This is a genomic window from Pedobacter ginsengisoli (genome assembly GCF_030244015.1).
GTDB lineage: Bacteria > Bacteroidota > Bacteroidia > Sphingobacteriales > Sphingobacteriaceae > Pedobacter > Pedobacter ginsengisoli.
Genome location: NZ_JASSYX010000003.1, coordinates 723,171 through 747,778, shown reverse-complemented (window position 1 = coordinate 747,778; position 24,608 = coordinate 723,171). Strand labels below are relative to the sequence as shown.

Genomic DNA, 24,608 nt, shown 5'->3' with positions numbered 1-24,608 from the left:
TTATGGTTTAAATATTTGGTTTTTGAAATCGAAGTACTCTGTAAGATCGTACTGCGGACAACCGCCCTTTTTTGTGGCGATGAACCCGCCCATGGCTATCGCTTTTTTCAGTATATCAGGTGGTTGGTCGCCGTGATAATGACTGGCTATAAAAGCAGCCAGAAAAGAATCTCCGCTGCCTATAGTGTCTTTTACTTTAACCTCATTGCCCCAGGTATGATAGGCTTTATCGTGGCGATAATAGGAAGCACCAAACTCACCTTTGGTGACAATGACCTCGGGAATACTGAATTTATCCTGAATGAACCTGACCTTATTGGTCTCCCCTTCGTAGGATCCTTTAAACATCACCTGCACCACGCTCAGTTCTGCTTCATTGAACTTCACGATGTCGGCTTGTTTCAGCAGCACTTCCAGCAAAGACCTGCTGATGAAAGGCGGCCTCAGGTTGATGTCAAAAACTTTCAGGGCAGGTGTATCTTCGAGTAAGCCAAAAAGTGTATCCCTGGACACCTCGTTCCTTGATGCGAGGCTTCCAAAAACGAAGTATTTCGTGTCCCTTACCTTTTCTTTCAATGCGGTATTTTCAGCAATGAAATCCCAGGCGACAGGGTATACAATCTCATAGGTCACCTCATTGCCATTGTTCATCCGGGCCAGCACCTGACTGGTATCATACTGCTCGTCAGTTTGGAGCAAAGCCTTACTGATGCCCCAAAAGTCCATCAGGTCCGTCAGTTTTTGTCCGTTCCGGTCATTGCCGATCCTGCTGATCAGACCAGTGTCCATACCCATTTTATTGAGGTGATACGCGACATTTAGCGGCGCACCACCCGGCTGAGGCCCATCAGGCAATACATCCCAGAGGATCTCGCCATAACAAATGGCTGTTGGTTTAATACCTGATACCCGATGCTCAATATTGTTCATAGCGCTCAGGGTTTTTAGTGTAATACAATGTTGTTTTCAATACTCTCGAGTGATTTCCCTTTGGTCTCGGGCATGAACCTCCAGACAAAGAGCAGTTGGAGCACCATCATGGTACCAAAAAAAGTGAAGGTCACCGCGCCGCCAAAGGTCTCAGCCAGGTAGGGAAAGCAAAAGGCGATCAGCGCAGCCATGACCCAGTGTGTCGAACTGCCCAGCGTCTGTCCTTTGGCCCTGACCTGGTTGGGGAATATTTCTGAGATAAACACCCAGATTACTGCACCCTGAGAAAAAGCAAAAAAGGCGATGAAAACCATAATGTATATTGGGATGGCCATGCCGCTGAAACTCCCGGCATAAAAAGTAAAGGCCACCAGAAATAGTGAGGCGATGAGCCCTATTGATCCGATCAGCATCAGTACCCTGCGGCCCACCTTGTCGATAAAATTCAATGCCAGTAAAGTGAAGGCAAAATTGATCAGCCCGATGCCAACGGTAGACAGTAAAGAAGAATGTGCACCCAATCCGGCCATTTCAAAGATCCTCGGCGCGTAGTAAATGATTGCATTGATCCCTGATACCTGGTTAAAAAAAGCAAACAGCATCGCAAAGACCACGGGTTTGGTATACTGGCCCGAAAAAAGATTCTCGTTATTCTTTTGAGCTGAACCCAACTTTCCTTCTGAACCTTTGATGCTGGCGAGTTCTTCTTCGCAGTTTAGCGGGTTGATGATCCTTAAAATCTCCAGTGCTTTTTCTGTAGCCCCTTTTTTCAGGATCAGCCAGCGGGGGCTTTCCGGAATATAAGTGATCAGGACCAGAAAGATCAGCGAAGGTACCGCCTGCACGCCCAGCATCCATCGCCAGGACATTTCGCCGCCCTGGCTGATCAGGTAATTGGAGAGGTAAGAGATGAGGATGCCCAGAACGACATTGAACTGGAACAACCCAACCAGACGGCCCCGCCGGTCTGCAGGAGAGATCTCTGAGATATAAATGGGAGCGGTGACCGACGATGCGCCCACGCCCAGACCGCCGAGGAATCTGAACAGCAGAAAAACTGTCCAGTTATCTGCAAGGGCAGTGCCAAGAGAAGAGAGCAGGTAAGCAACCGCTACAAAATATAGGGTGTTCTTTCTGCCAAATTTGTCTGAGGGTTTTGAGCCGAGCAGCGAGCCGATCACTGTACCGATCAGAGCGATGGAAATGGTAAGCCCATGCTCAAAGACAGACAGATTCCAGTATTGCTGAATTGCTTTTTCGGCACCTGATATAACTGCGGTATCAAAGCCGAACAGAAAGCCGCCTAATGCGACAACGACCGACCATGCGAGTACGGAGTTTTTCTTCATGTTAGATTTATAAATGGTTAAGGATGGCAAAGTAGGCTTAAATTGAAGGGTACTGTTATAGGTATTATTTCAAAATCTTTAAAAAATCAGACATTTATTAAATGGTTGGTTATTAGACAATTAATATTGTTTTGAATCTCTGTTTCACACTGATCTTAGCTGATGTTACATGATCCTTTAACTGTGGTTACATCAGCGCCCGGGCCAGGGCCGGAGTCATTTTAATATGAAGCAGATAATTGATAGCTTTAACGGTCAGGACCAAATATTTTTACTTAATAAGGATGGATCATAGGGATCTTAAAAGAATTTTAAAACACCAGGTTGCCCTGTTTCCAGTGCTGTTATTTGGGCTGTTCTTTTTTTTGCAGGGTTGTTCAGGCAATAAAGAGAGTCGTAAGTTTAAAATTGGTTTTTCGCAATGTGTTGGCTCTGATCTTTGGCGCAGAACCATGCTTGACGAGATGAAAATGGAACTTTCACTTCATCCGGAAAGCGAGCTGCTATACACAGACGCCAATAACGACAGCAGGAAACAGATTGAACAGGTGAAGGAGATGATTGAGCAAGGAATAGACCTGCTCATCATCTCGCCTAACGAAGCCATGCCGCTTACCGGAATAGTTGAGGAAACTTATAACAAAGGCATTCCTGTAGTGGTCATAGACCGCAAGACCTCTTCTTCTTTATATACTGCTTACGTGGGCGCTGAAAATTACCAGGTGGGTAAGATCGCGGGGGAGTACCTGGTAAGTATCATAAAAGGGCAAGGCAATGTTCTGGAGATCATGGGCCTGCCGGGTTCTTCGCCTGCCATCGAGCGCGACAGGGGCTTTACCGATGTGTTAAAAAAACATCCCGGAGTAAAGCTGACCGCCCAGCTGTACGGTGACTGGCTGGGCAGGAACACGGAGGCACAACTGTTAAAAAACCAGGATAAACTCCGGGATGTCACTGCCGTATTTGCCCACAATGATGTCATGGCAGCAAGTGCGAGGAAAGTACTCAGAAGTCTGAAAATGGACAATAACATCAAGGTGATCGGTGTGGATGCCCTGCCGGGAAACGGTGGAGGGTTAAACCTTGTTGGCAACAAAACACTCACTGCAAGCGTACTTTACCCGACAGGTGGCAAAGAAGCGATCAGCATTGCCATGAGCATACTTAATAAAGAACCGTTTTCTAAAGAAAACATCCTGCAGACCGTCGTGATCGACAGCAGTACCGTCCAGCTGATGAAACTGCAATGGGCAAGGATCAGCAGTCAGCAAAATGACATTGAACGTCAGCAGACCTTACTTGCCGACCAGTTTAAAGTATACAACAACCAGCGCCTTGTACTGAACTTCATCGTCATTACATTGGTGCTCACGGTGGTATTTGCCGGACTGGCATTTCATGCATTGCTGGAGAACAGAAAGATCAACAGAAGCCTTGAACAGAAGAATGAAGAGATCCTGAGGCAAAGGAACCAGCTGATCGAGATGTCGGAGAAGGCGGAAGAGGCTACTGAAGCTAAACTCAACTTCTTTACCAATATCTCGCATGAGTTCAGGACCCCGCTCACCCTGATCCTGTCTCCATTGGAAGACCTGCAAAAAAACGAAAAACTGACTGCCTCCGCCGGGCGTGAACTGACGCTCATCCATAAGAACGTATACCGCTTATTAAGACTGGTGAACCAGCTGATGGACTACCGCAAGATCGAAAACAAAAAATTAAGGCTTCATGCCACTGCCGGCAACCTGATTGATTTTGTCAGAGACATTATAGAGAGCTTTCAGCACAATGCCCGGAAACGGAACATAGATCTCAGGGTTATCATCAAAGAAGACCCGAAGCTGGTCTGGTTTGATGTCAATATGCTCGATAAAGTGATCTTTAACCTGCTCAGCAATGCCTTAAAGTTTACCAGTGACAACGGCCGGATCTATGTAACTGTCAGCAAAGACGAATCGTCAGCAATTATAGAAGTAGCGGACAGCGGGGTCGGTATGAACGAAGAAGAACTGAAGCAGATCTTTGAACAGTTTTATCAGTCAGACACCAGTTATAGCCGTGGTTCCGGGCTCGGCCTGTCGCTCTCCAAAGAACTGATATTGCTGCACAAGGGCGTGATTTCTGTTACCAGCAGAAAATGGGAGGGTACTACTTTTACCATCAGTCTGCCGCTTGGAGAGGAACACCTTTCAGCAGATGAAAAAATAGTACAGGAAAAGCAGGAGGCGAAGCTCTATGATGAAATGAAGATTTATACTTTTGACCAGGACAAAGCAGGCCTGCCTGCCCCGGATGATTCATTAAACCTCATCAAAGAACAATCCATTCTGATCATCGAAGACAACCAGGAACTGCTCGATTACCTGTGCAGGAAATTTGAACCAGGTTACGAGATCTTTACCGCGAATAACGGTATAGCCGGGTTGTCTGCAGCTTATGAAAAGATTCCTGACCTGATCATCTCAGATGTCATCATTCCGGGCATTTCCGGAAAAGACCTGACTAACCAGCTGAAAACTGATATTCGTACCTCGCACATCCCGGTGATCTTACTGACCGCCCAGGGTAGTATGGAGCAGCAGATCAAAGGCATACACAGTATGGCCGATATTTACATGACCAAGCCTTTTAACTTTGAATATTTACAGGCCAATGTAGAAAACCTGATCAGGAACCGGGTAATGCTGAAAGAGCATTATATCAGTGACATTTCACCTTCCGGGAGTAAAAAACAGGTCTCAAATGTGATCGACAAAAAATTTCTTAACGATTTTGCCGGGATAGTGGAACACAACCTCAGCAACGAGAATTTTAGTGTCGACGAGATCAGCAGATCTATCGGGATTTCCAGGGTACAGCTGTACCGCAAGGTCAAGGCCCTGCTCAATTGCAGCGTAACCGATTATATCCTGAACAGAAGGCTCAAAAAGGCGAAATATTTTTTGACCAATGAGGATTATACCATTTCTGAAATCAGCTACATGGTGGGGATATCGTCACCTACTTATTTTTCAACGGTTTTTAAGGCGAAGTATGGCATGTCGCCTACTGAATTTAAGAAAGGTGGCAGGTAAGGTATTGCTGTAACGGCTCTTCTCATATAACGGATCGGACTGGTTATTAATAACAACAATATATTTATTGATAAAATACATGTAAATACCTGAATTAACTTACCCTTGCCTTACCGTTTGGCTACCCTTGGAATACCCTTGAATTACCCCATATGGTATTCCAAGGGTATTCCAACCGTATTCCAAGAGTGTCTTAATTCTTGATCTTATACTATATTAACTGGTTATCCTATCAAAATCACTAAAATCAGTCCTGTAGGAAGACCATAATTTAAGTGTTGTCTTAGTAATGGCCTTTGGTGAGCGGACTGGTCATGTGGCTGATGGAAAGAATTAATTTAAAATATTTTATGTTTGCATCAAATACAAATCACAATGAAAAGCAGCGAATTATACCAGTTTGGGGAGGAAATAGCCTGGACATATGCAGGGGAGGGAGTCAGTAGAAAAGTATATGGTTCTGATGATCAGTTAATGATGGTTGTGGTTAAATTTGAGGCGGGCGCTGTTGGCGATCTGCATGAACATCCTCATTCGCAGGTTACGTATGTGGAGAGCGGTGCATTTGAAATGACCATTGGAGCTGAGATGAAGGTGATCAGGAAGGGCGATGGGTACTACATTCCTCCGCATGTAGTACATGGTTGTGTGTGTCTTGAAGCGGGAGTTTTAATAGATTCTTTTAGTCCGCAAAGAAGCGACTTTCTTTGACATCACCAAATTAATTTACCATCAATTTGCGTAAGATGCTGATCTATTTCCTTAGCAAATAGCATATTTTAGCTAAGTTTGCGGTGATGAATGTCAGAAACTTTGTTTTCTTTATGGCCGTAATCCTGATCGGGGGTGTCGGGCAGGCTGCAGCCCAGGTTAACGTAGCGCCTGCTGATTCGGCAACTAAGGCGAATGGTATTGCCCGCTGGAAAGCAAGGGATGCTGCGTTTAAAGCCAGGCAAAAGTTTGTGACAGATTCTATAATGACCCATACCTGGCTTTTTCCGGATTCTGCGATCAATAGACACCTGATCATAGACAGCATCATTAAGGCAAATACATACAACAGGTCTAACCTGATCAACAGGTATAAAGATTACGCTTCACGTGAGGTCAGCAGGTACCGGCTGGGTACTCCGGTGCCGAAGGGCCAGGTCTGGGTACCTGCGGTGGTTACACTCCTGCTTATTTTGTTTGCTACTTTAAAGATCTCTTTTGCAAAGCAACTCCAGACGATAGTCCAGTCTTTTTTTAGCAACAGGGTACTGAACAACTTAAACAGAGAAGATAATTTATTTACTTCCTGGCCGTTTTTGCTGTTGTTTGTGCAGTTCGGGTTCACTGTGGGAATGTTTTTTTACCTGGTATCACAGTTTTATCACATCTCTTTTCCCGGTACCGGATTCCAGTTCTACATCAGTATTTCTGTACTTATTATTGTGTTGTATATTTTCAAAATCGTAATCTTAAGGTTGCTGGGCTATCTTTTTAATCTTCAAAAGCCTGTTAATGAATACGTTGTTATATTATATTTAAGTTATTTCAACCTGTCTTTAGTGTTCATTCCGTTGGTTATCGCCTTCTCATTGTCACCATTAAAATACGGGCCATATTATATAGCTGTCTCTTTTGTGCTTTTATGCATTATATTTGCGTTTCAGTTCATTAGAGCAGGGGTAAATATTTTATCGCATCATCGATTTTCAAAAATCTATTTATTTTTGTACTTTTGTGCCCTCGAAATTTGCCCTATATTAATTTTAATCAAGGCAATAGGATTATAAGCTGTAATTTTTAAAATGCAAGAAAAGACAGAAGATAGGTTGCGTAAGGTAAAGAGTATATTGGTGACATTACCGAAGCCGGAAACAGAGAAATCTCCGTACTTTGATTTGGCGAAGAAGTACAACTTGAAGATCGATTTTAGATCATTTATTCATGTTGAGGGGATTCCTGCCAGAGATTTTAGGAAAGACAAGATCACGTTAGGTGATTTTTCCGCAGTGGTTTTTACCAGCAGAAATGCGGTGGATCATTTTTTCAGGATATGCGAAGAGATGAGGCACGAAGTTCCTGCGGATTTGAAATATTTCTGTATTTCGGAATCGACGGCACTATACCTTCAGAAATACATTCAGTACAGGAAACGTAAGATCTTTTTTGGTAAACAGACCGCCGCTGACCTGGCTGAGATTTTGAAAAAGCACGCCACAGAAAAATTCCTGTATCCCTGTTCAGATGTGGCTACAGAGGATACCATGAATTTCCTGCAGAAGAACGGATATGATGTTACGCCTGCGGTATTGTTTAAGACAGTCGTTTCTGATCTTTCTGATCTTGCGGAAGTGTTTTATGATGTGATCGCATTCTTTAGTCCTTCAAGTATCCAGTCTTTATTTATCAATTTTCCTGAATTCAAACAGAATAATACCAGGATTGCCGCCTTTGGTGTAAACACTCATAAAGCAGTGAAAGATGCCGGGCTGATCGTAGATATCGCTGCGCCTATGCCAGAAGCCCCTTCGATGATTATGGCTCTTGAAAACTATATTAAAAAATCTAACAAGTAGTTATTTCCGTTATTCATTTTGTTCTAAAGGCATATTTTTATCATTATTAATTGTATATTTCAATGATATTTGATAAAATTGTTATAAAATTGCTTTGACTACACTATGAGAAACATATACTTATTTGGTTTTTTTATTGTTACCATCTTGATCTCCAGTTGCGGAAAGGGCGGCCAGGGAGAATTGGTTGGGGTCTACAATAGGAAATTCAGGAATAACAGGATTCCGCTTGGGATGGTATATATCCCCCCCGGGCGAACATTAATTGGTATTGCTGACGAGGATATCAATAATTCCCAGAGTTCTCCGAGCAGGATGACTTCCTTTAGCGCTTTTTTTATGGACCAGACCGAAATATCAAATGCCGAATACAGGCAGTTTGTAAATTGGGTCCGCGATTCAATTGCTGTGACTACTTTAGGTCCTGCGGGTGCACCGGCTTTTTTTAAGGCTCAGCCGCAAGGGGCTGCGGGTGTGCCGGGAGCTGCAACCGGCCAAAGAAATATTGACTGGAGAAAGGTTGGTAATGGATCGCTGCTATGGAGCAATAAGAACAATGGATTTGGCAACAAGCTGAATGACATGTACTACAGTGGTGCGGATGCAATTCCGGGAAGAAACGAAATTGACATCAGAAAATTGAGATATGCTTACAGCTATGTCAGTTATGATCTTGCTGCTGAAGGCAGGAAAGACCCCAATAAGAAACGACAGGATTTTATCGTGACCTATACAGACCTGCCTGATCCGAATAATCCAAACCATCACCCTTCTATCCCGGTTTATCCGGATACACTGGTATGGAAAGTGGACTATTCATATTCTCAAAATGATCCTATGGTTAAGACTTATTTTAACCACCCTTCATATGATGATTATCCCGTTGTTGGGGTGACCTGGGAGCAGGCTTCGGCATTTTGTGTGTGGCGTACGCGCTTTTACGAATCTGTCGCCGTTGCGAGAAAACAGCCGCTGAATGCAAGACCGGAATACCAGCTGCCGAGCGACGGGCAGTTTGAATATGCTGCCAGGGGTGGTAATGTAAAGACCAAGTATCCATGGGGCGGCCCTTATGTGCGCAATACAAAGGGATGTATGCAGGCCAACTTTAAAGTCGGAAGGGGTAACTATTCTGATGATGGTGGTATGTATACTGTAAATGTGAAATCTTATTTTCCGAATGATTACGGCCTGTATAATATGGCCGGAAATGTTTCGGAATGGACTTTAACGGCTTACAACCAGTCTGCTGCTCCGATGTTGCTTGACTTTAACCCAACCTTTACTTACGTTGCTAAAACCAACGACAGCAAATACCTGAAACGTAAGGTAGTAAGAGGGGGTTCATGGAAAGACATCGGTTTTTTCCTTCAAAATTCAGTGGGTACCTATGAGTACCAGGACCAGGCGAGATCGTATATAGGATTCAGATGTGTTTCTGCATATCCTGGTACAGACATCACCTACAAAAACTAAATAAAACTTATAACATTATCCTTATTTAAAGAAACATGGCAGCAAAGCAAAAATTTGATTGGTTACACGTGGCAATTTCCTGGGGTGCCAGTGTGGTAATTTTAGGCGCATTATTTAAAATTCTTCATATAGGGGGAACGTTTGGAAACTGGGCTATCGGCGCCGGTTTGGGTGTGGAGTCTATCTTATTCTTTTTAACAGGCTTCAGGCAGCCGGCCCAGGAGCTTCCATGGGAAAGGGTCTATCCTGAACTGGATGATAAATATGATGGCGAGCTTCCAAAATCTTCAAGACCGGTAGTGAGTGCAGGTCCGTCGTCGACTGCTGCACTGGATAAAATGCTTTCAGACGCAAAGATCGGCCCTGAACTGATTGAAAGTCTGGGTGCAGGCTTACGCACTTTTGGTGATAAGGTATCTGCGATCTCTAATGTGGCTGACGCTTCAACTGCGACAAGTGAATTTACAGGTAAGGTAAAAACTGCATCGGCCAGTTTTGATGGTTTAAATAACGCTTTTACCAAAGCTACCGCTCAGCTTGCGGAACTCGGTAACAGCAATGTGGCTTCACAGTCTTATCATGACCAGGTAAATGCACTGGCAAAAAATCTTTCGGCATTAAATGCAGTATATGAGCTCGAACTGCAGGATTCAAGTGCACACCTTAAATCCATGAACAAGTTTTACCAGAACCTTTCACTGACCATGAATAACTTTAACGAGTCTATGGAAGATTCTAAACAGTTTAAGGAAGAAGTAGGTAAACTGGCTAAAAATCTGTCATCATTAAATGCCATTTACGGCAACATGTTGTCTGCTATGAACCAGCCACGTGTATAATTAGTAAGCTAACTTTTTATTAATTAACAACAGAATTATTTAGAATGGCCGGAGCAAAAGAGACAACGAGGCAGAAGATGATCAATATCATGTATTTGGTATTGCTTGCTATGCTTGCGTTGAACGTATCAGATACAATATTAAATGCCTTTAAGAATTTCAATGATAGTCTGGTGAGTTCTAAAACTAACGTGAACACCAGTATTGACCAGTTATTTTCTTCATTTCAAAATACCAAACTTAAAGATGAACCTGCAAGGGCTCAGCCGATCTGGGAAAAGGCCAACAAGGCTAAAGCCTATGCAAATGACCTGAACAATTATGTGCAGCAACTGAAAGACCGTTTTCAAAAAGCAGGGAATGGTATCGACGAAGAAACAGGAGACTTGGTAGAAAGGGCGAATATGGACATTGCCCAGGGAATCATGATCAACCAGAAGGAAGGTGTGAAACTGAAAAACAAAATCAATGAGACACGTGAGAAACTGATCGCCCTGCTGGACGCGAAAGACAGGGCAGGGATAACTTTTACACTGGAAGCCAAAGACGCTGTAAAAGGGATTAACGGAAATAAAAAATGGGAAGACATAAACTTTGGCGAGGGTATGCCGCTTACTGCAGCAAACACTACTTTAAGCAAGATCCAGTCGGATGTAAAAAATGCTGAGGCAGAGGTGGTGAAGAAGTTATTTGGAAATATGGATAAAGCACTGGTCAATCTGGATCAGTTTGCAGCTGTTGCTGTTGCGCCAAGTTCTTATATTGTACAGGGACAGCCGTATACTGCCGAGGTATTTTTGACCGCCAGTGATTCCAGGTCAAATCCTGAGATCACTGTCGGGGGAAGCAGTTTGTCTGTAAAGGACGGAAAAGGAATTTATACCGGCAGCACGGGCAGTGTTGGGGTATTTAAATGGCGGGGCACCATTCGTGTGAGACAGACCGACGGGCAGATCAAGGAGTACTTTACTCCGGAACAAACTTACCAGGTGGCTAAACCATCTGCAACGGTGTCGCCGGATAAGATGAATGTGATCTATGCCGGTATCCCTAATCCGTTTTCTGTTTCTGCTGCGGGATTTCCGTTGGAAAGTGTTCATGCCTCTATAACAGGTGGTTCAATCTCAGGTGGCAGTGGAAAATATATGGTAAATGTAGGCGGTACCCAGGTAGGCAAGACCTTAAGCATAAATGTTTCTGCGACAAATGGCGGAAAAACCTTAAATTTAGGTTCGCAGCAGTTCAGAGTGAAGGCGCTGCCTACACCGAAAGCGTACATAAAAGGTAAATCCGGCGGGAATGTTCCTTTGGAATGGATCGAAGGAGCAGGTGCGTTGGAAACACAGCTTGAAGACTTTGTTTTTGATGTGAAGTTCAGGGTACTCAGGTTTTCTGCTACCTTTATCAATCCGAGATCGGATGCGGTGACGATGCAGAACAGCGGAGCGGGATTTAGCGGACAGATTAAAGGAGCACTGCATTCTTTGAGGCCGGGAGCAACGATCATCTTTAAAGATGTTGTTTGTGAAGGTCCTGATGGAAGACAGAAAGTGCTGGATGGAATAACATTTGTAGCAAAATAGCATATTATGAAAAAGATTTTAGGTATTGCAGTATTGTTGTTATTAGGCACGGGAGCTTATGCGCAGGATAGTATCCCTCCTGCAGGAGCCGATACGTTAAAGAAATCCAGGATTAAAACACCACCAAAAGACGGGTTTGCGGTGAGAAAAGATATCGACAGCAATGTGATGGTTCCTTATGCTGATGTGCGTGAGGAAGATGTCGTTTATTCTAAACGGATCTGGAGAGAAATTGACCTGCGTGATACGATCAATTCTGTTTTAGGTGCTGAAGGCTCTAAACTGATCGATGTATTGCTGGAGGCAATAGGGAATGAAGAGCTTACAGCATATTCTAATAAAGATACCACAGCAGGGAAATTACTGGACGATAATGATTCTTTTAAGATCGCGCTGACTGCGCAGGAAGCATTGCAAAGTGCAAGGGGATCTGTCGAAGGTGTTGCCGATTCACTGACCGGAAAGATCGCTGCGCCGTCTCTGGGAAGACTGAGGTCGGATGAGTTTGTGAAATACCGGATCAAGGAAGACTGGATCCTGGATACAAAACGATCTATTTTTGAACCCAGGATAATAGGTATTGCGCCTATGAAGATGGTGGAGGGAAACTGGCAGCCGGTATTCTGGATCTATTACGATGATGCCAGACAGCTCCTAAGCACGAAACGTTTGGTCAATCCTGCCAATGATGCGTCTACGCTGACTTTTGATGATTTTTTTGTGAGGAGATTGTTCTATAGTTATATCGTTAAAGAGACAAACCCGGGTAATAAGAACATTACTGATATGCTTGGACTGACTGATCCTAAAGATCCCAAAAAACTCTATGAATCTGAACGGATTAAGAAATCGGTATCTGATTTTGAGCAAAGTCTCTGGGAGTATTAATTGCCTGATTTTATTTTACTTTTTCGTCATCTCGACCTTAGGAGAGATCTCTTGAACTATAACACAAGCAAGAGATCTCTCCTAAGGTCGAGATGACGTGTTTTATACCTGATTGTTAAAATGCTGAAGCAGGGTTTGCACCTGTTTCTTGTTCAATACTTCGGCCAGTTCTGCTTCTGTGGCTTCTTTGATCTTCTTAACAGATTTGAAATGTCTCAAAAGTTTGTCGGCGGTGGTCTTTCCGATACCACCGATCTCTTCAAGTTCGGTCTTGAGTGTGCCCTGATCTCTTTTCTTCCTGTGAAAGGTGATTCCAAAACGGTGCGCTTCGTCGCGGAGCTGCTGGATCACTTTTAAGGTTTCTGATTTTTTGTCGAGATAGAGCGGATAGGAGTCGTCGGGATAATACAATTCTTCCAGCCTTTTGGCGATGCCGATGACGGTTACTTTTTTGTCGATGCCAAGTTTCTTCAGACTGGTCATTGCAGAGGAAAGCTGCCCCTTGCCGCCATCAATGATGATGAGCTGAGGCAGTGTGCCATCTTCCTCAAGCATGCGTTTATAACGTCTGTAAACTGCTTCTTCCATGGTGGCGAAATCATTAGGCCCTTCTACTGTTTTTACATTGAAATGCCGGTAGTCTTTTTTAGAGGGTTTGGCATCCTTAAATACGACAATAGCGGAAACCGGGTATTTGCCCTGGAAATTGGAGTTGTCGAAACATTCGATGTGTTTTGGCAGTTGCGTAAGCCTGAGGTCTTTTTGCATCTGGCTCAGTATCCTGTCCGTCCGGAGGTCCGGGTTTAATTTTTCATATTGGTTGAGCTTTTCCTTTTTAAAGAAGAGCACATTCTTTTGTGAAAGTTCCAGTAATTTCTTCTTCTCGCCAAGTTTTGGAACTGTGAACTTAAGGTTTTCATCCAGGAGTATGATGTCAAACGGGACAATGATCTCCTTTGAAGTACTGTGAAACCTGGTGCGAAACTCTGTAATGGCAATGGTGAGGAGCTCCTCGTCGGTTTCATCCAAACGCTTTTTGATTTCAATGGTCTGGGTCTGTATGATGCTGCCGTTCATTACCTTTAAATAGTTTACAAATGCGTAGTGCTCATCAGAGGCAATACTCACTACATCTATATTGGTAATTGCGCTGTTTACAACTGTAGATTTGCTTTGATATTTTTCCAGGATCTGTAGTTTTCTTTGGTATTGATGTGCATATTCAAAGTTGAGCTGGTCTACTGCATTCCTGATTACCTGTTTGACATTTTTTATGACATTGCCTATCTTCCCGTTGAGGATGTCTTTGATTTCTTCAATATTGTTGCTATAATCGTCGAGTGTCTGATAGGCCTGGCAAGGACCTTTACAATTGCCGATCTGGTATTCCAGGCAGACTTTAAACTTCCCGCCGTCGATATTTGCAGGTGTTAGCGGCAGGTTGCAGGTACGCAGCGGATAGGTTTCCTTGATCAGGTCAAGTATGGTGTGCATCATGCCTACCGAAGCATATGGACCGAAATAGGTGGAACCGTCCTTCACCATTTTCCGGGTCCAGAATACTCGGGGGAAGGGTTCTTTTTTGATGATGATCCAGGGAAAAGTCTTGTCATCTTTCAGCAGGATATTGTATCGGGGCTGGTGCTTTTTGATCAGGCTGTTTTCCAGAAGCCAGGCGTCGATTTCGGTGTCAACTATGGTAAAGGAGATCTTTCTGATCCTGGAAACCAATACTTTGGTCTTGCCGTTCATCTGGTTGTCCTTATTAAAATAAGAACCGACGCGATTTCTGAGGTCTTTGGCTTTGCCGATATAAATCAGCGTTCCGTCTGTATCCCAAAACTGGTAGACACCGGGTTTATGCGGAATATCAGCTACAACTTTTTTATGTTCGAAAGCACTCATGATAACGGGAGGATGCTAAATTAAAATCCCAGTTTTTCATCCAGTTCAGTGCTCTGGTCCTGCTGTTGCTGATACTGGTTGCAGTCATACACTATTGATACCCCATTCTTTGGTGGTTCAAAATCAGCCTGACTGATCTTTAGCTTAGGATTTGCATAAACCCGTTTCATAAAACCGGCAAAGATGGGAAGGGCGGTTGTGGCACCGTCGCCCTGGGCTGTACTGGTAAAATGGAATGCCCGGTCTTCACAGCCTGTCCATACGCCGGCAACCAGCTGCGGGCTAATGCCCATAAACCAGCCGTCTGAATTGTTCTGAGTGGTGCCGGTTTTTCCTCCGATAGGAGCCTTTACGCCATATTTGCCGGCAAGACGCCAGCCTGTTCCGCTGGTGACAACGCCCCGCAGCATACGCGTCATGATATAAGCGACTTCCTCATTCATCGCGGGAACCGGGATCGGTTTTTCACTGTGCAGCAGTACGCCGTTCTTGTCCTCTATCCTTAATATATAGGTTGGTTTGGTCCAGACTCCTTTATTTGCGAAAGCACTGTAAGCTCCCACCATATCATAGACCGAGGCATCAAAGGAACCCAGTGCTATGGAAGGATATGGAGGAACGTCAGATGTGATCCCCATTTTCTTGGCAAGTGTTGCAACGGCCGTTGGCCCGACCTGCTTCATTAGATAGGCCACAATATAGTTTTGTGACAGTGCCAGGCCTTTTTGTAAGGTCAGATAGCCCGGAACGGTACCGCTGGAGCGCGGAACCCAGGGCTCGCCGCCTGGAACGTCAATGCTTACCGGTTCGTTCAGTACAGTGAAGCATGGGGAATACCCGTTTTCGACCGCAACTGCATAGGTAAATGGTTTCGCTGTAGAACCCACTTGCCGGGTTCCCATTTTTACCTGGTCATATTTGAAATGTTCATAATTAATGCCGCCTACCCATGCTTTAACATAGCCTGTTTGCGGATCCATGGCCATCATGGCATTCCTAAGCAGCATTTTATAATATCTGACGGAATCGATCGGTTTCATTACGGTGTCAATATTTCCTTTCCAGCTGAAAATGGTGAGCTTGGTAGGTGTATTGAAATCTGTTTTGATCTCTTCTTCCGATTTTCCTTCAAGGATCAGTGCTTTGTACCTGTCGGATCTTTTGACACCCTGTTCTATCTGCAGTTCTTTTCCTTTGAAGGGGTTTCTTCCTTTCCAGCTTTTTAAAAACGATGCCTGCAGGATCTTCATGTATTCTTTCTGGGCTTCCTCGGCATATACCTGCATGTCGTAGTTGATTGTCGTAATGATTCTGAGTCCGTCACGGTCAAGGTCGTAAGGAGTTCCGTCTGGTTTGGTAATGGAGCGCTCGTCAAAAATTCTCCTGATGTCGCTTTTGAGTACTGCCCTGAAATAAGGAGCGATTCCTTCGTTTACCGTAGCGGCATTAAATCTGAGGCCAAGCGGTTTTTCTTTCTCTGTATTGAACTCCTGTTCGGTGAGCAGTTCTGCTTTCACCATTAGCCCCATGATGGTGTTTCTCCTGGCCAGTGACCGTTCCGGATTACGGGTAGGGGAATAACGGGTTATTCCTTTCAGGATGCCAATCAGTGTGGCTGCCTGGGAAACAGTGAGCTTATCCGGTGTGGTATTGTAATATACCCTTGCGGCGGACTTGATGCCATAGGCCTGGTTTCCGAAATCAACAGTATTCAGGTACATAACAATGATCTCCTCCTTTGTGTAATTGCGTTCCAGTTTAACTGCTATCACCCATTCCTTGAATTTTTGGAGCGTCCGCTTGATCATGTTCTTTTGTCTGCCTTCGTCAGAAAATAGGTTTAGCGCAAGTTGCTGTGTAATGGTGCTGCCACCTTGCTTTTTACCGATCAGGTTGTACAGGATAATGGTAAACGTACGTTTAAAGTCTATGCCGGAATGCTTGCGAAACCTGATGTCTTCTGTTGCAATTAATGCATTGATGACATTTGGAGATATTTCAGGATAAGTAACATTGGAGCGATTTTGTACAAAATATGTACCTAATACCCTTCCATCATCTGTCACGATCTCCGATGCCTGGTTACTTTTCGGGTGTTCAATGTCCCTGAATGAAGGCAGTTCGCCAAATAACCCGAAACCGATGGAAACGATAAACAGCGCAAACAAAACCATTGCGCCAATCAATATTTTCCATAATCTATAATTATACTTTCTAATGTCTCCCTGCGAAAGTGGTTTATTCATTTTAATAATTGTTTTTATAGAATTCGATGTACTTGTTCAGTAGGTTCTTGCTGGTAAGTTTATCGAAGTTTTCTTTGCTGATGATGAAACTGGTATAAACATTAACGGGCACCTTCATGATTTGTTTCAATTGGGGGGTAATCCCGTTTGAATAAGTTTTAGCATCTTCAAAATTACTAAAGTTCCCTACATATATGAGCTGATCGTTGTCAAATTCTTTTAACTGGTGCCTGAGGCCACTTCCTGAATAGTTTCCCCTGTTGAACTGGCCAATGCCAAAACGGGATGAGCTTAAGGTAAGGGAGGCATCTGCAACTGCCACTACATAATAGTAGATTGAAGATTCAGCTGTGCTGAATGGCCCCTCAACTTTAACAGCAGGAGCCGGTGTGACGTTGGATGGTGCAGGAACACTCTGTTTTTTTTCCACTGTCTTTGGACTGGTCGGAACTGCTGTTTGTGCAGGCTGATTTTGGACAGCTTTGGCAATCGGAGCCGTATTTGTCTTTTCTATGAATGGAGGTTCATTGGGGTCAAAATCTATCAGGGCGATCTGTCTTTTTTTGAAATCTGAAAGATGTGCGTTGATATACGTTAAATGTTCTTTGACCAGGGGCGTAATTAGTTTGTCATCAGGAAATTGCGTGATGATGGTGTCCAGTGCAATGATCAGGCTGTCTACATGGCTGGTGCGGCCAATTGCAATTGCTTTCAGGTAGGCAAATTGCGGGGAAAGCAGGTTTTGACCTGTTCGTGCATTTTCATTTGCCTGTTGGATCACATTGCCGAAGGCCTTCTTCTCGTACTGTTCAAAAGTCTCATTATATTTTTTATTTACAGCGGTTTCAAGTTCGGATTGTTTTGCAGAAAAAGACGGGTCCAGAATTGTTTTGGCATATATCGACGCAGGGAAATCTGTCAGTACCTTATTTTTATATTCATTGGCTTTAGCTTCGTTTGAGCCTTTGTTGATCAGAAACAGGCTATAGTAAATAGTCGCAAGGTGATTGTTCGCCGGAAAACGCTTTAGCAGTATTAAATAAATTTCCTCAGCTTCTTTGGCATCTTCCAGTTCCTGCAGATAGAAACTGGCAATCTCATAATAAGCATCGATGATTTTTTGATTGGACTGTGTGAGCAGATCTGGCGTAACAGGAAGTGCATCTGTATATTGTTTTACCAGGGTTGCTTTATCTTTGATGACCGGTGCGGCTTCGTCGGGATTTGCTGGTGTGCTGCTGGTATTATTAACGATGTCTTGTGTGGTTTCCTGGGCTGAGGACCTGACACTTTGCCGCCAGTTATTTTCCAGCTTTCTGCTTCCCCATTTTTTCTTAAAATCATTAAAGCCTATGCTGATCGCCGTAGGATTACTGAAGTAAAATGAATTTTGCGGCTGCGCTTTGTTGGTCGGGCTGGTGCTATAATTTCCAGCATAATTGAATCCCGCTGAAGTATTGTTGTTTACAGGGGCGGCCGTCTCAATAACAGGGCTCGCCAGTGCTTCTATCAGCCCGGCACGGCTGGCTTCCGGTTGTCTGGAAATGTACTGAAGTGTATCTTCAAGCGCTATGATTTCAAAACGGTTGGTGAGGTATCTCAGGTTCTGGTTCTTTTTAAGGATGAGGTCATATCCCGGATAGCTTTTGGGCAGGGTATTGACTGTGCTGTCGTAATAAGACTTAGCCTTTAAATAATCCTTGAACTGCTTAAAATTCAGGTCGGCTATCCTCAGATAAGAAAGTCCTTTCTGATATTGATTTGTAGTGCTTTTTTGAATAGAGAACTGATAGAATTTCTGGGCCTCTTCATATTCTTCCCTGGCAGCGTGGTTTTCGGCCACCTGGAAATACACCTGATCGTTGTAATCGAGGTTTTTATCGTCCTTTAGAAGGGAGAGCAGTTCATCCTTGTTGTCTGACCGGATATCTCCCAGGAAAGTTTTGAGTTTAATCTGGTTTAAGTTGGCATTGAAATACATTTCAAAAGGGGCGTTGCTCCGTTCTACTTTTCTATAATTAAGGGAGGCCTCCTTATAGTTTTTCTGGCTTTCATAAAGCTGCGCAAGAATATAGGTCCAGCGGATTCTTTCCTGACTTTGCGTTGCATTCTTTACAGCATCCTTTAAATAGGAGATGGCTGCTGCGTTGTTCTTTAGATAAATGCACATTTGAGCAAGCGTGGCTAAAGGTGCGGCAAGTCTTTTTCTGGATTTTATATCTGGTATTAATGCTTCAAGTGTATCCAAAACCTGGTTTGCTTCGCTAATGCGTTTTAATTGCATCAGGCTTCTCGCTTTCCAGTTGAGGGCTTCCAGATAGCTGTTTGTGTTCTTTTTATAGGCTTTGGTCGTGTAATCAAAGTATTCAACAGCATTGAAATAGTTGCCGTTAAAGAAGTTTGCCTTTCCGAGCAGGATGTACGCGTCGTCCAGGTAATTGCTGTAACTTTTTTCAAGAATGATGGCCTGTGCTTTTTTAATGATATCATCCATTGGCTTCAGGTTGAGTGAAGCTCCTGCTGTGTTGTTGTCTGCCTCGGGACCCAGATAGACCGGAAGAATCTGGTCATAGTTGTCAACGTAATTTTCAGTCAGCTCCAGCTGATGCCCGGTGAGGATAACATTTGAGTTATAGATGTAATTGTAACGGGCGGTAAGGTTTTGCATGCCCCTGCTTGTCGCAGTGTCCTTTTGAGAGCTGCAGGAGTATATTATGCAAATGCATAAACTAAATAATAGTACCTTTAAATTGTTGATTGCGTAATGTTTCAAATAGAGATTAAGTTAATGCTTGTGACCAATAAAAATATATACAAAAGTATTTTATTCAACTATAACTTCTTAACAAAAGATGTTTTATTTAATCTGACTGCACATGAAAGATTCTAACGGAGATAAACAGAATGCGAACAACTTTGCCAAATATTCGGCAATCAGTTTTCAGATGCTGGCTACAATAGGGTTATTTGCATTCGCAGGGTATAAAATTGATGAAGGCAAAAATAATAAAACGCCCGTGTTCGCGACAATATTTAGCTTTATTGGGGTTGTTGTATCTCTGTATATGGTCATAAAACAATTAAATAAAAATGACAAGTAACCGGGAAATCAGGGTATTTGCCTACTTTTGTGAAAAATACTGATTTTGAATTTAACGAAGTTCACCATTTGCTACCTGATATATGTAGCGGCTATCGCCGGTGTTGCGTATTTGCTTTCTTCCTTTTTTCCCGATGTGTTTATCCTGGCCAGAAAGTTTTGGGTAGTCTTAGGCTTTCTTTCAGGGATCACTTTTATCGCATACACGATTGCTTATTTAGGGATCAGACGTCACCCCGAAACAGGGGTCATGGCCATCATGGCATCTATTGCAATAAAAATGATTTTTTCAATGGCTTTCGTGCTGATATACAGCCTGAATAACAAAGAAAACGGGCTTGTTTTTGTGTTGAATTTTTTTTCTTTATATTTATTGTTCAGCTTCTTTGAAATATACTGTTTGTTACGTAACTTGCGCCACCAAATTAAAAAGTAAAAAACACACTATAAATGCATTTCAGTCATATTTTGAGATCTAAGAAAAACATACTAAGTATCGCTTTTGCGCTTTTTCTGACATTTTTTAGTTTAAATGTTTCAGCATTGGAGGGAGCTGTTGCTGAAGAAACAGCTACGGCGCATGCAAAAGAGACTGAAAAGGAAAAAGAGTTTGATATCAGTACTTTTATATTGCATCATATTGCGGATACCCACTCTTTCCATTTATGGGGAGAGGGTGAAAACTCTGTAGGTATTCCGCTTCCAGTAATTTTATGGACGGAGAGCGGGCTGATAGTGTTTATGTCGGGTGAATTCCATCATGATGCTGAAGGTAAAGTTGTAGTGGAAAAAGGAGGGCAGCGTTTTATAAACGTTCATGAGAAAATTTATTATGCTTCGCCTGCGGCCAATGAACATGGTGTTTTTGCAGAGGTGAATGCGAAGCATGAGGTTGCAAACAAACAGCCGTTGGATTTTTCCATAACTAAAAATGTGTTTACACTGATCTTTTCTTCTGTAATACTTGCGATTGTCTTTATTGGAGTAGCTAAAGGTTATCGCAAACGCTCTGGAAAATCTCCGAAAGGTTTCCAGTCTTTGATGGAGCCGGTGATATTATTTATCAGGGATGAGGTTGCTATACCAAACCTGGGTTCAAAGTTTGAGCGGTTTATGCCTTATTTACTAACTATATTCTTTTTTATATGGTTTAATAACCTGCTGGGGATGGTGCCGTTTTTCCCAGGTGGAGCAAATTTAACGGGTAACATTAACCTGACCTTTGTGTTGGCTTTGCTAACCTTTATTATTACTACTGCAAATGGCAACAAATATTATTGGAGCCATATATTTAAGCCTCATGTGCCATGGTGGTTATATCCATTGATGATCCCGGTTGAGATCATTGGTATATTTACAAAGCCGATCGCTTTGATGATACGTTTGTTTGCAAACATTACTGCCGGACACATTCTCGTATTGGCTTTATTGTGCCTGATATTTGTATTCAAATCGATCTTTGTCGCGCCGGTGTCCGTGTTGTTTGTGGTATTTATTAGCTTGATTGAATTGTTGGTTGGCGCGATACAGGCCTTTATTTTTACTGTATTAACTGCTTTGTTTATTGGCCTGGCCATTGAAGAACATGGCGAACATTAATTTGAAACAACATTGTTTTTACATATATAAATTAAACTAAAATGGTAATTGGAAGTATTGCTGCAATTGGTGCAGGTTTAGCTGCAATCGGTGCAGGTATCGGTATCGGTAAAATTGGTGGTTCAGCTTTAGAGGGCGTTGCTCGTCAACCAGAAGCTGCATCTAAAATTCAAACGATGATGTTGATCGCTGCTGCATTCGTTGAGGCGGTAGCACTTTTCGCTGTTGTTGTATCTTTCTTAGGTACAAACTCAGGCGGAGCGGTTTAATCAAGAAAAAGAAATTCCCTGATGCGATTGGCTAAAGGGAATTTCTTAATTAAGTTGAGTGTTAAAAATAAAAGAGATATAAAATGGATTTATTTAATCCCAGCATTGGTTTAGTTGTATGGAGCACCATAGTGTTCTTATTACTGTTTTTTGTTTTGTCAAAGTTTGCATGGAAACCGGTTTTGGCAGCAATAAAGGAGCGTGAACACTCTATTGATGATGCTTTGAACAAAGCTGAACTGGCAAGGGATGCCATGGTTCGTCTGACGGCAACAAACGCCCAGCTGATGCAGGATACCAGGGCAGAACGTGACCAGATATTAAAAGAAGCTAAAGCGCTGAAAGATAATATTGTGAATGAAGCCAAGCAACAGGCCCATACTGAAGGCGCCAAATTGATAGAAAAGGCCAAAATTGAAATTGAGAACCAAAAGAAAGCTGCTCTGGCTGAATTGAAAAATCAGGTTTCTACTTTATCTATCGAAATTGCGGAACGTGTACTGCGCAGTCAGTTAGACGATAAAGCGAAACAGCAGGATTTAGTGAATAGTCTTTTAAAGGACGTTGAATTAAATTAATTAGTAGTTCTTTACCAGATATAAGAGGAAAATGTCAGAACATAAAGCAGCATCAAGATATGCCAGATCGCTAATAGATCTTTCTACAGAGCAAAATGCTTTTGAAGAGATGAAAAACGATATGGTTCTTTTAGAGCAGGTCATTGATCAGAATCCTGAACTGGAGGCTATTCTTAAAAACCCGATTGTTCCTTTGAATAAAAAAACCGGGATTTTAGATCATGTATTTGGCGACAAAGTGCATGCAGTTACCAAAGCATTTTTAAAGCTGGTGGTAAGTAAAGGCCGTTCAGGGATCCTGTTCGCAATTTCAAAGGCATTTATTGCACAGTATAATCTCATTAAAGGAATTGTAACCGCTGAGGTTACTTCTGCAACCGGGCTTACTGATGCGAACAGGGCCGAGATCACAAATATTGTGAAAAAGGAAAATGGTGCCAATGTGGTAGTGATCAAAGAGAAAATTGACGATAAGCTGATAGGTGGCTTTGTTTTGAAGGTTGGCGACCGGCAATTTGATGCCAGTATTTCCAGCAGTTTAAGTAAACTAAAAAAGGAATTTGCTCAGGGACTTGTTTAACCTGGAGAATTAAGATAACATATACTGATTTACAAAAGAAATAACATAAAATTATGGTAGAGGTAAGACCAGACGAAGTATCGGCAATTATCAGGCAACAATTGGCGGGCTTCAAATCAGAAGCGGAACTTGAAGAAGTTGGTACCGTATTGCAAGTGGGTGATGGTATTGCCCGTGTTTATGGTTTAACTAAAGTTCAGTCAGGTGAGTTAGTTGAATTTGAGACCGGACTACAGGGTATCGTTTTGAACCTTGAGGAAGATAATGTCGGTGTCGTGCTTTTAGGCCCTTCTGACACTATTAAGGAAGGTGATACGATCAAACGTACCAAGAAAATTGCTTCTATCAAAGTTGGTGAAGGAATGCTGGGCCGTGTTGTGAATACACTTGGCGAGCCTATCGACGGTAAGGGACCTATTCTTGGCCAGACTTATGAGATGCCGATTGAGCGTAAGGCTCCTGGAGTAATCTATCGTCAGCCGGTTACTGAGCCGTTGCAAACAGGTATCAAGGCGATTGACGGAATGATCCCAATTGGTCGTGGTCAGCGTGAGCTGGTGATCGGTGACCGTCAGATCGGAAAAACTGCGGTTTGTATCGATACCATTATCAATCAAAAAGAATTTTACGAGGCAGGTAACCCTGTGTTCTGTATATATGTGGCTTGCGGACAAAAAGCGAGTACTGTAGCGAACATTGTACGTACTCTTGAAGAGAACGGCGCAATGCCTTATACAGTAGTTGTAGCTGCTTCAGCGGCTGAACCTGCTCCTTTGCAGTTTTATGCTCCTTTTTCAGGTGCTGCAATAGGCGAGTTTTTCCGGGATACCGGAAGACCAGCTTTAATTGTTTATGATGATTTGTCTAAGCAGGCTGTAGCTTATCGTGAGGTGTCATTGCTGTTGCGTCGTCCACCGGGCCGTGAGGCTTATCCTGGTGACGTGTTCTATCTGCACAGCCGTTTACTGGAGCGTGCAGCAAAGATCAATGCCAATGATGAAATTGCCCAGGCAATGAATGACCTTCCGGAATCACTGAAAGGCATCGTAAAGGGCGGCGGTTCACTAACTGCATTACCTATTATCGAAACCCAGGCTGGTGACGTATCGGCTTATATTCCAACCAACGTGATCTCGATCACTGATGGCCAGATCTTCCTGGAAAGTAACCTGTTCAACTCAGGTATCCGTCCGGCGATCAACGTAGGTATCTCGGTATCGCGTGTAGGTGGTAACGCCCAGATCAAATCGATGAAGAAAGTTGCGGGTACATTGAAACTGGATCAAGCTCAGTACCGTGAGCTGGAGGCTTTCTCTAAATTTGGTTCTGACCTTGATGCAGCAACTAAATCTGTACTGGATAAAGGTGCACGTAACGTAGAGATCCTTAAACAGGGACAGTTCTCTCCTATGACGGTAGAGAAACAGGTTGCGATCATTTACATTGGTACAAAGAATCTGATGCGTTCAGTTCCTGTAAATAAAGTGAAAGAATTTGAAGCTGAGTATTTACAGCAGCTTGAATTGCGTCATCCTGAAACTTTGAAGGCACTTAAAGCCGGTAAGTTTGATGATCAGATTACAGGAGTGTTAGAAACTGTTGCCAAAGAGCTTTCAGGTAAATATTAA

General features: G+C 43.1%; 20 protein-coding genes. 15 read left to right on the top strand and 5 right to left on the bottom strand.

Features of this window, described 5'->3' with window-relative positions:
• Together QEP08_RS15490 and QEP08_RS15485 are read right to left on the bottom strand one after the other, a co-directional pair.
• Positions 1-930 carry a carbohydrate kinase family protein gene (locus QEP08_RS15490; RefSeq protein ID WP_285059383.1) on the bottom strand — a complete coding sequence of 310 codons (930 nt, stop codon included), beginning with the start codon at positions 928-930 and terminating at the stop codon, positions 1-3.
• A gap of 14 nt (positions 931-944) precedes the next feature.
• Positions 945-2,309, bottom strand: a complete 1,365-nt coding sequence (locus QEP08_RS15485) for a sugar porter family MFS transporter (protein WP_285059381.1) — start codon at positions 2,307-2,309, stop codon at positions 945-947.
• 254 nt (positions 2,310-2,563) lie between these two features.
• On the opposite strand from QEP08_RS15485, the gene QEP08_RS15480 reads away from it, so the two are divergent.
• The 8 genes from QEP08_RS15480 to porN all read left to right on the top strand — a co-directional run bounded on the left by QEP08_RS15480 (position 2,564) and on the right by porN (position 12,703).
• The gene (locus QEP08_RS15480) at positions 2,564-5,353 is read left to right on the top strand and encodes a hybrid sensor histidine kinase/response regulator transcription factor (protein WP_285059380.1); all 2,790 of its coding nucleotides are present in this window, start codon (positions 2,564-2,566) and stop codon (positions 5,351-5,353) included.
• 375 nt (positions 5,354-5,728) lie between these two features.
• A complete protein-coding gene (locus tag QEP08_RS15475; protein ID WP_285059378.1) occupies positions 5,729-6,064 on the top strand; it encodes a cupin domain-containing protein in 336 nt (111 codons plus the stop codon).
• An 86-nt stretch (positions 6,065-6,150) separates the two neighbouring features.
• Positions 6,151-7,131 carry a DUF4271 domain-containing protein gene (locus QEP08_RS15470; RefSeq protein ID WP_285059376.1) on the top strand — a complete coding sequence of 327 codons (981 nt, stop codon included), beginning with the start codon at positions 6,151-6,153 and terminating at the stop codon, positions 7,129-7,131.
• A 15-nt stretch (positions 7,132-7,146) separates the two neighbouring features.
• Positions 7,147-7,917 (top strand): uroporphyrinogen-III synthase, encoded by a 771-nt coding sequence (locus QEP08_RS15465; protein ID WP_285059374.1) that lies wholly within the window; start codon positions 7,147-7,149, stop codon positions 7,915-7,917.
• Between the two features lie 105 nt (positions 7,918-8,022).
• Positions 8,023-9,393: a T9SS ring complex lipoprotein PorK/GldK gene (porK, locus tag QEP08_RS15460; RefSeq protein WP_285059373.1), complete on the top strand. Its 1,371-nt coding sequence runs from the start codon at positions 8,023-8,025 to the stop codon at positions 9,391-9,393.
• Positions 9,394-9,428: 35 nt separating this feature from the next.
• Positions 9,429-10,232, top strand: coding sequence for a type IX secretion system motor protein PorL/GldL (gene porL / locus QEP08_RS15455; protein ID WP_285059371.1), 804 nt, complete (start codon positions 9,429-9,431; stop codon positions 10,230-10,232).
• A 44-nt stretch (positions 10,233-10,276) separates the two neighbouring features.
• Complete coding sequence (gene porM / locus QEP08_RS15450; RefSeq protein WP_285059370.1) at positions 10,277-11,815, top strand: type IX secretion system motor protein PorM/GldM; 1,539 nt, start codon at positions 10,277-10,279, stop codon at positions 11,813-11,815.
• A gap of 6 nt (positions 11,816-11,821) precedes the next feature.
• Positions 11,822-12,703 carry a type IX secretion system ring subunit PorN/GldN gene (porN, locus tag QEP08_RS15445; protein ID WP_285059368.1) on the top strand — a complete coding sequence of 294 codons (882 nt, stop codon included), beginning with the start codon at positions 11,822-11,824 and terminating at the stop codon, positions 12,701-12,703.
• A gap of 102 nt (positions 12,704-12,805) precedes the next feature.
• On the opposite strand, the gene uvrC is transcribed toward porN, so the two are convergent.
• The 3 genes from uvrC to porW are packed head-to-tail and all read right to left on the bottom strand — an operon-like array spanning position 12,806 to position 19,627.
• Positions 12,806-14,608 (bottom strand): excinuclease ABC subunit UvrC, encoded by a 1,803-nt coding sequence (gene uvrC / locus QEP08_RS15440; RefSeq protein ID WP_285059366.1) that lies wholly within the window; start codon positions 14,606-14,608, stop codon positions 12,806-12,808.
• 20 nt (positions 14,609-14,628) lie between these two features.
• Entirely contained in the window at positions 14,629-16,854 is a 2,226-nt protein-coding gene (locus QEP08_RS15435; RefSeq protein ID WP_285059364.1) for a penicillin-binding protein 1A, read from the bottom strand.
• A gap of 1 nt (position 16,855) precedes the next feature.
• The gene (gene porW / locus QEP08_RS15430; protein ID WP_489737907.1) at positions 16,856-19,627 is read right to left on the bottom strand and encodes a type IX secretion system periplasmic lipoprotein PorW/SprE; all 2,772 of its coding nucleotides are present in this window, start codon (positions 19,625-19,627) and stop codon (positions 16,856-16,858) included.
• A gap of 103 nt (positions 19,628-19,730) precedes the next feature.
• Here porW and QEP08_RS15425 point away from each other — a divergent pair, with 103 nt between their 5' ends.
• The 7 genes from QEP08_RS15425 (at position 19,731) to atpA (ending at position 24,608) form a co-directional block, all read left to right on the top strand.
• Positions 19,731-19,955, top strand: coding sequence for an AtpZ/AtpI family protein (locus QEP08_RS15425; protein ID WP_285059361.1), 225 nt, complete (start codon positions 19,731-19,733; stop codon positions 19,953-19,955).
• A 45-nt stretch (positions 19,956-20,000) separates the two neighbouring features.
• On the top strand, positions 20,001-20,390 hold the full coding sequence (locus QEP08_RS15420) for a hypothetical protein (RefSeq protein WP_285059360.1): 390 nt from the start codon (positions 20,001-20,003) through the stop codon (positions 20,388-20,390).
• Positions 20,391-20,422: 32 nt separating this feature from the next.
• The gene (gene atpB / locus QEP08_RS15415; RefSeq protein ID WP_349019042.1) at positions 20,423-21,553 is read left to right on the top strand and encodes a F0F1 ATP synthase subunit A; all 1,131 of its coding nucleotides are present in this window, start codon (positions 20,423-20,425) and stop codon (positions 21,551-21,553) included.
• A gap of 41 nt (positions 21,554-21,594) precedes the next feature.
• Entirely contained in the window at positions 21,595-21,822 is a 228-nt protein-coding gene (gene atpE / locus QEP08_RS15410; RefSeq protein WP_285059356.1) for an ATP synthase F0 subunit C, read from the top strand.
• A gap of 83 nt (positions 21,823-21,905) precedes the next feature.
• Positions 21,906-22,400, top strand: a complete 495-nt coding sequence (locus tag QEP08_RS15405) for a F0F1 ATP synthase subunit B (protein ID WP_285059353.1) — start codon at positions 21,906-21,908, stop codon at positions 22,398-22,400.
• A 31-nt stretch (positions 22,401-22,431) separates the two neighbouring features.
• Complete coding sequence (gene atpH / locus QEP08_RS15400; RefSeq protein WP_285059351.1) at positions 22,432-22,980, top strand: ATP synthase F1 subunit delta; 549 nt, start codon at positions 22,432-22,434, stop codon at positions 22,978-22,980.
• A gap of 53 nt (positions 22,981-23,033) precedes the next feature.
• The gene (gene atpA, locus QEP08_RS15395; RefSeq protein ID WP_285059348.1) at positions 23,034-24,608 is read left to right on the top strand and encodes a F0F1 ATP synthase subunit alpha; all 1,575 of its coding nucleotides are present in this window, start codon (positions 23,034-23,036) and stop codon (positions 24,606-24,608) included.

What these genes read in the sequence shown, in the direction of transcription:
- QEP08_RS15425 (WP_285059361.1), top strand. Translation starts at nt 19,731, where the DNA reads ATGAAAGATTCTAACGGAGATAAACAGAATGCGAACAACTTTGCCAAA.
- porL (WP_285059371.1), top strand. Translation starts at nt 9,429, where the DNA reads ATGGCAGCAAAGCAAAAATTTGATTGGTTACACGTGGCAATTTCCTGG.
- porM (WP_285059370.1), top strand. Translation starts at nt 10,277, where the DNA reads ATGGCCGGAGCAAAAGAGACAACGAGGCAGAAGATGATCAATATCATG.
- atpH (WP_285059351.1), top strand. Translation starts at nt 22,432, where the DNA reads ATGTCAGAACATAAAGCAGCATCAAGATATGCCAGATCGCTAATAGAT.
- QEP08_RS15405 (WP_285059353.1), top strand. Translation starts at nt 21,906, where the DNA reads ATGGATTTATTTAATCCCAGCATTGGTTTAGTTGTATGGAGCACCATA.
- QEP08_RS15475 (WP_285059378.1), top strand. Translation starts at nt 5,729, where the DNA reads ATGAAAAGCAGCGAATTATACCAGTTTGGGGAGGAAATAGCCTGGACA.
- QEP08_RS15490 (WP_285059383.1), bottom strand. Translation starts at nt 930, where the DNA reads ATGAACAATATTGAGCATCGGGTATCAGGTATTAAACCAACAGCCATT.
- QEP08_RS15470 (WP_285059376.1), top strand. Translation starts at nt 6,151, where the DNA reads ATGAATGTCAGAAACTTTGTTTTCTTTATGGCCGTAATCCTGATCGGG.
- atpE (WP_285059356.1), top strand. Translation starts at nt 21,595, where the DNA reads ATGGTAATTGGAAGTATTGCTGCAATTGGTGCAGGTTTAGCTGCAATC.
- QEP08_RS15435 (WP_285059364.1), bottom strand. Translation starts at nt 16,854, where the DNA reads ATGAATAAACCACTTTCGCAGGGAGACATTAGAAAGTATAATTATAGA.
- porK (WP_285059373.1), top strand. Translation starts at nt 8,023, where the DNA reads ATGAGAAACATATACTTATTTGGTTTTTTTATTGTTACCATCTTGATC.
- atpA (WP_285059348.1), top strand. Translation starts at nt 23,034, where the DNA reads ATGGTAGAGGTAAGACCAGACGAAGTATCGGCAATTATCAGGCAACAA.
- QEP08_RS15480 (WP_285059380.1), top strand. Translation starts at nt 2,564, where the DNA reads ATGGATCATAGGGATCTTAAAAGAATTTTAAAACACCAGGTTGCCCTG.
- uvrC (WP_285059366.1), bottom strand. Translation starts at nt 14,608, where the DNA reads ATGAGTGCTTTCGAACATAAAAAAGTTGTAGCTGATATTCCGCATAAA.
- QEP08_RS15465 (WP_285059374.1), top strand. Translation starts at nt 7,147, where the DNA reads ATGCAAGAAAAGACAGAAGATAGGTTGCGTAAGGTAAAGAGTATATTG.
- porN (WP_285059368.1), top strand. Translation starts at nt 11,822, where the DNA reads ATGAAAAAGATTTTAGGTATTGCAGTATTGTTGTTATTAGGCACGGGA.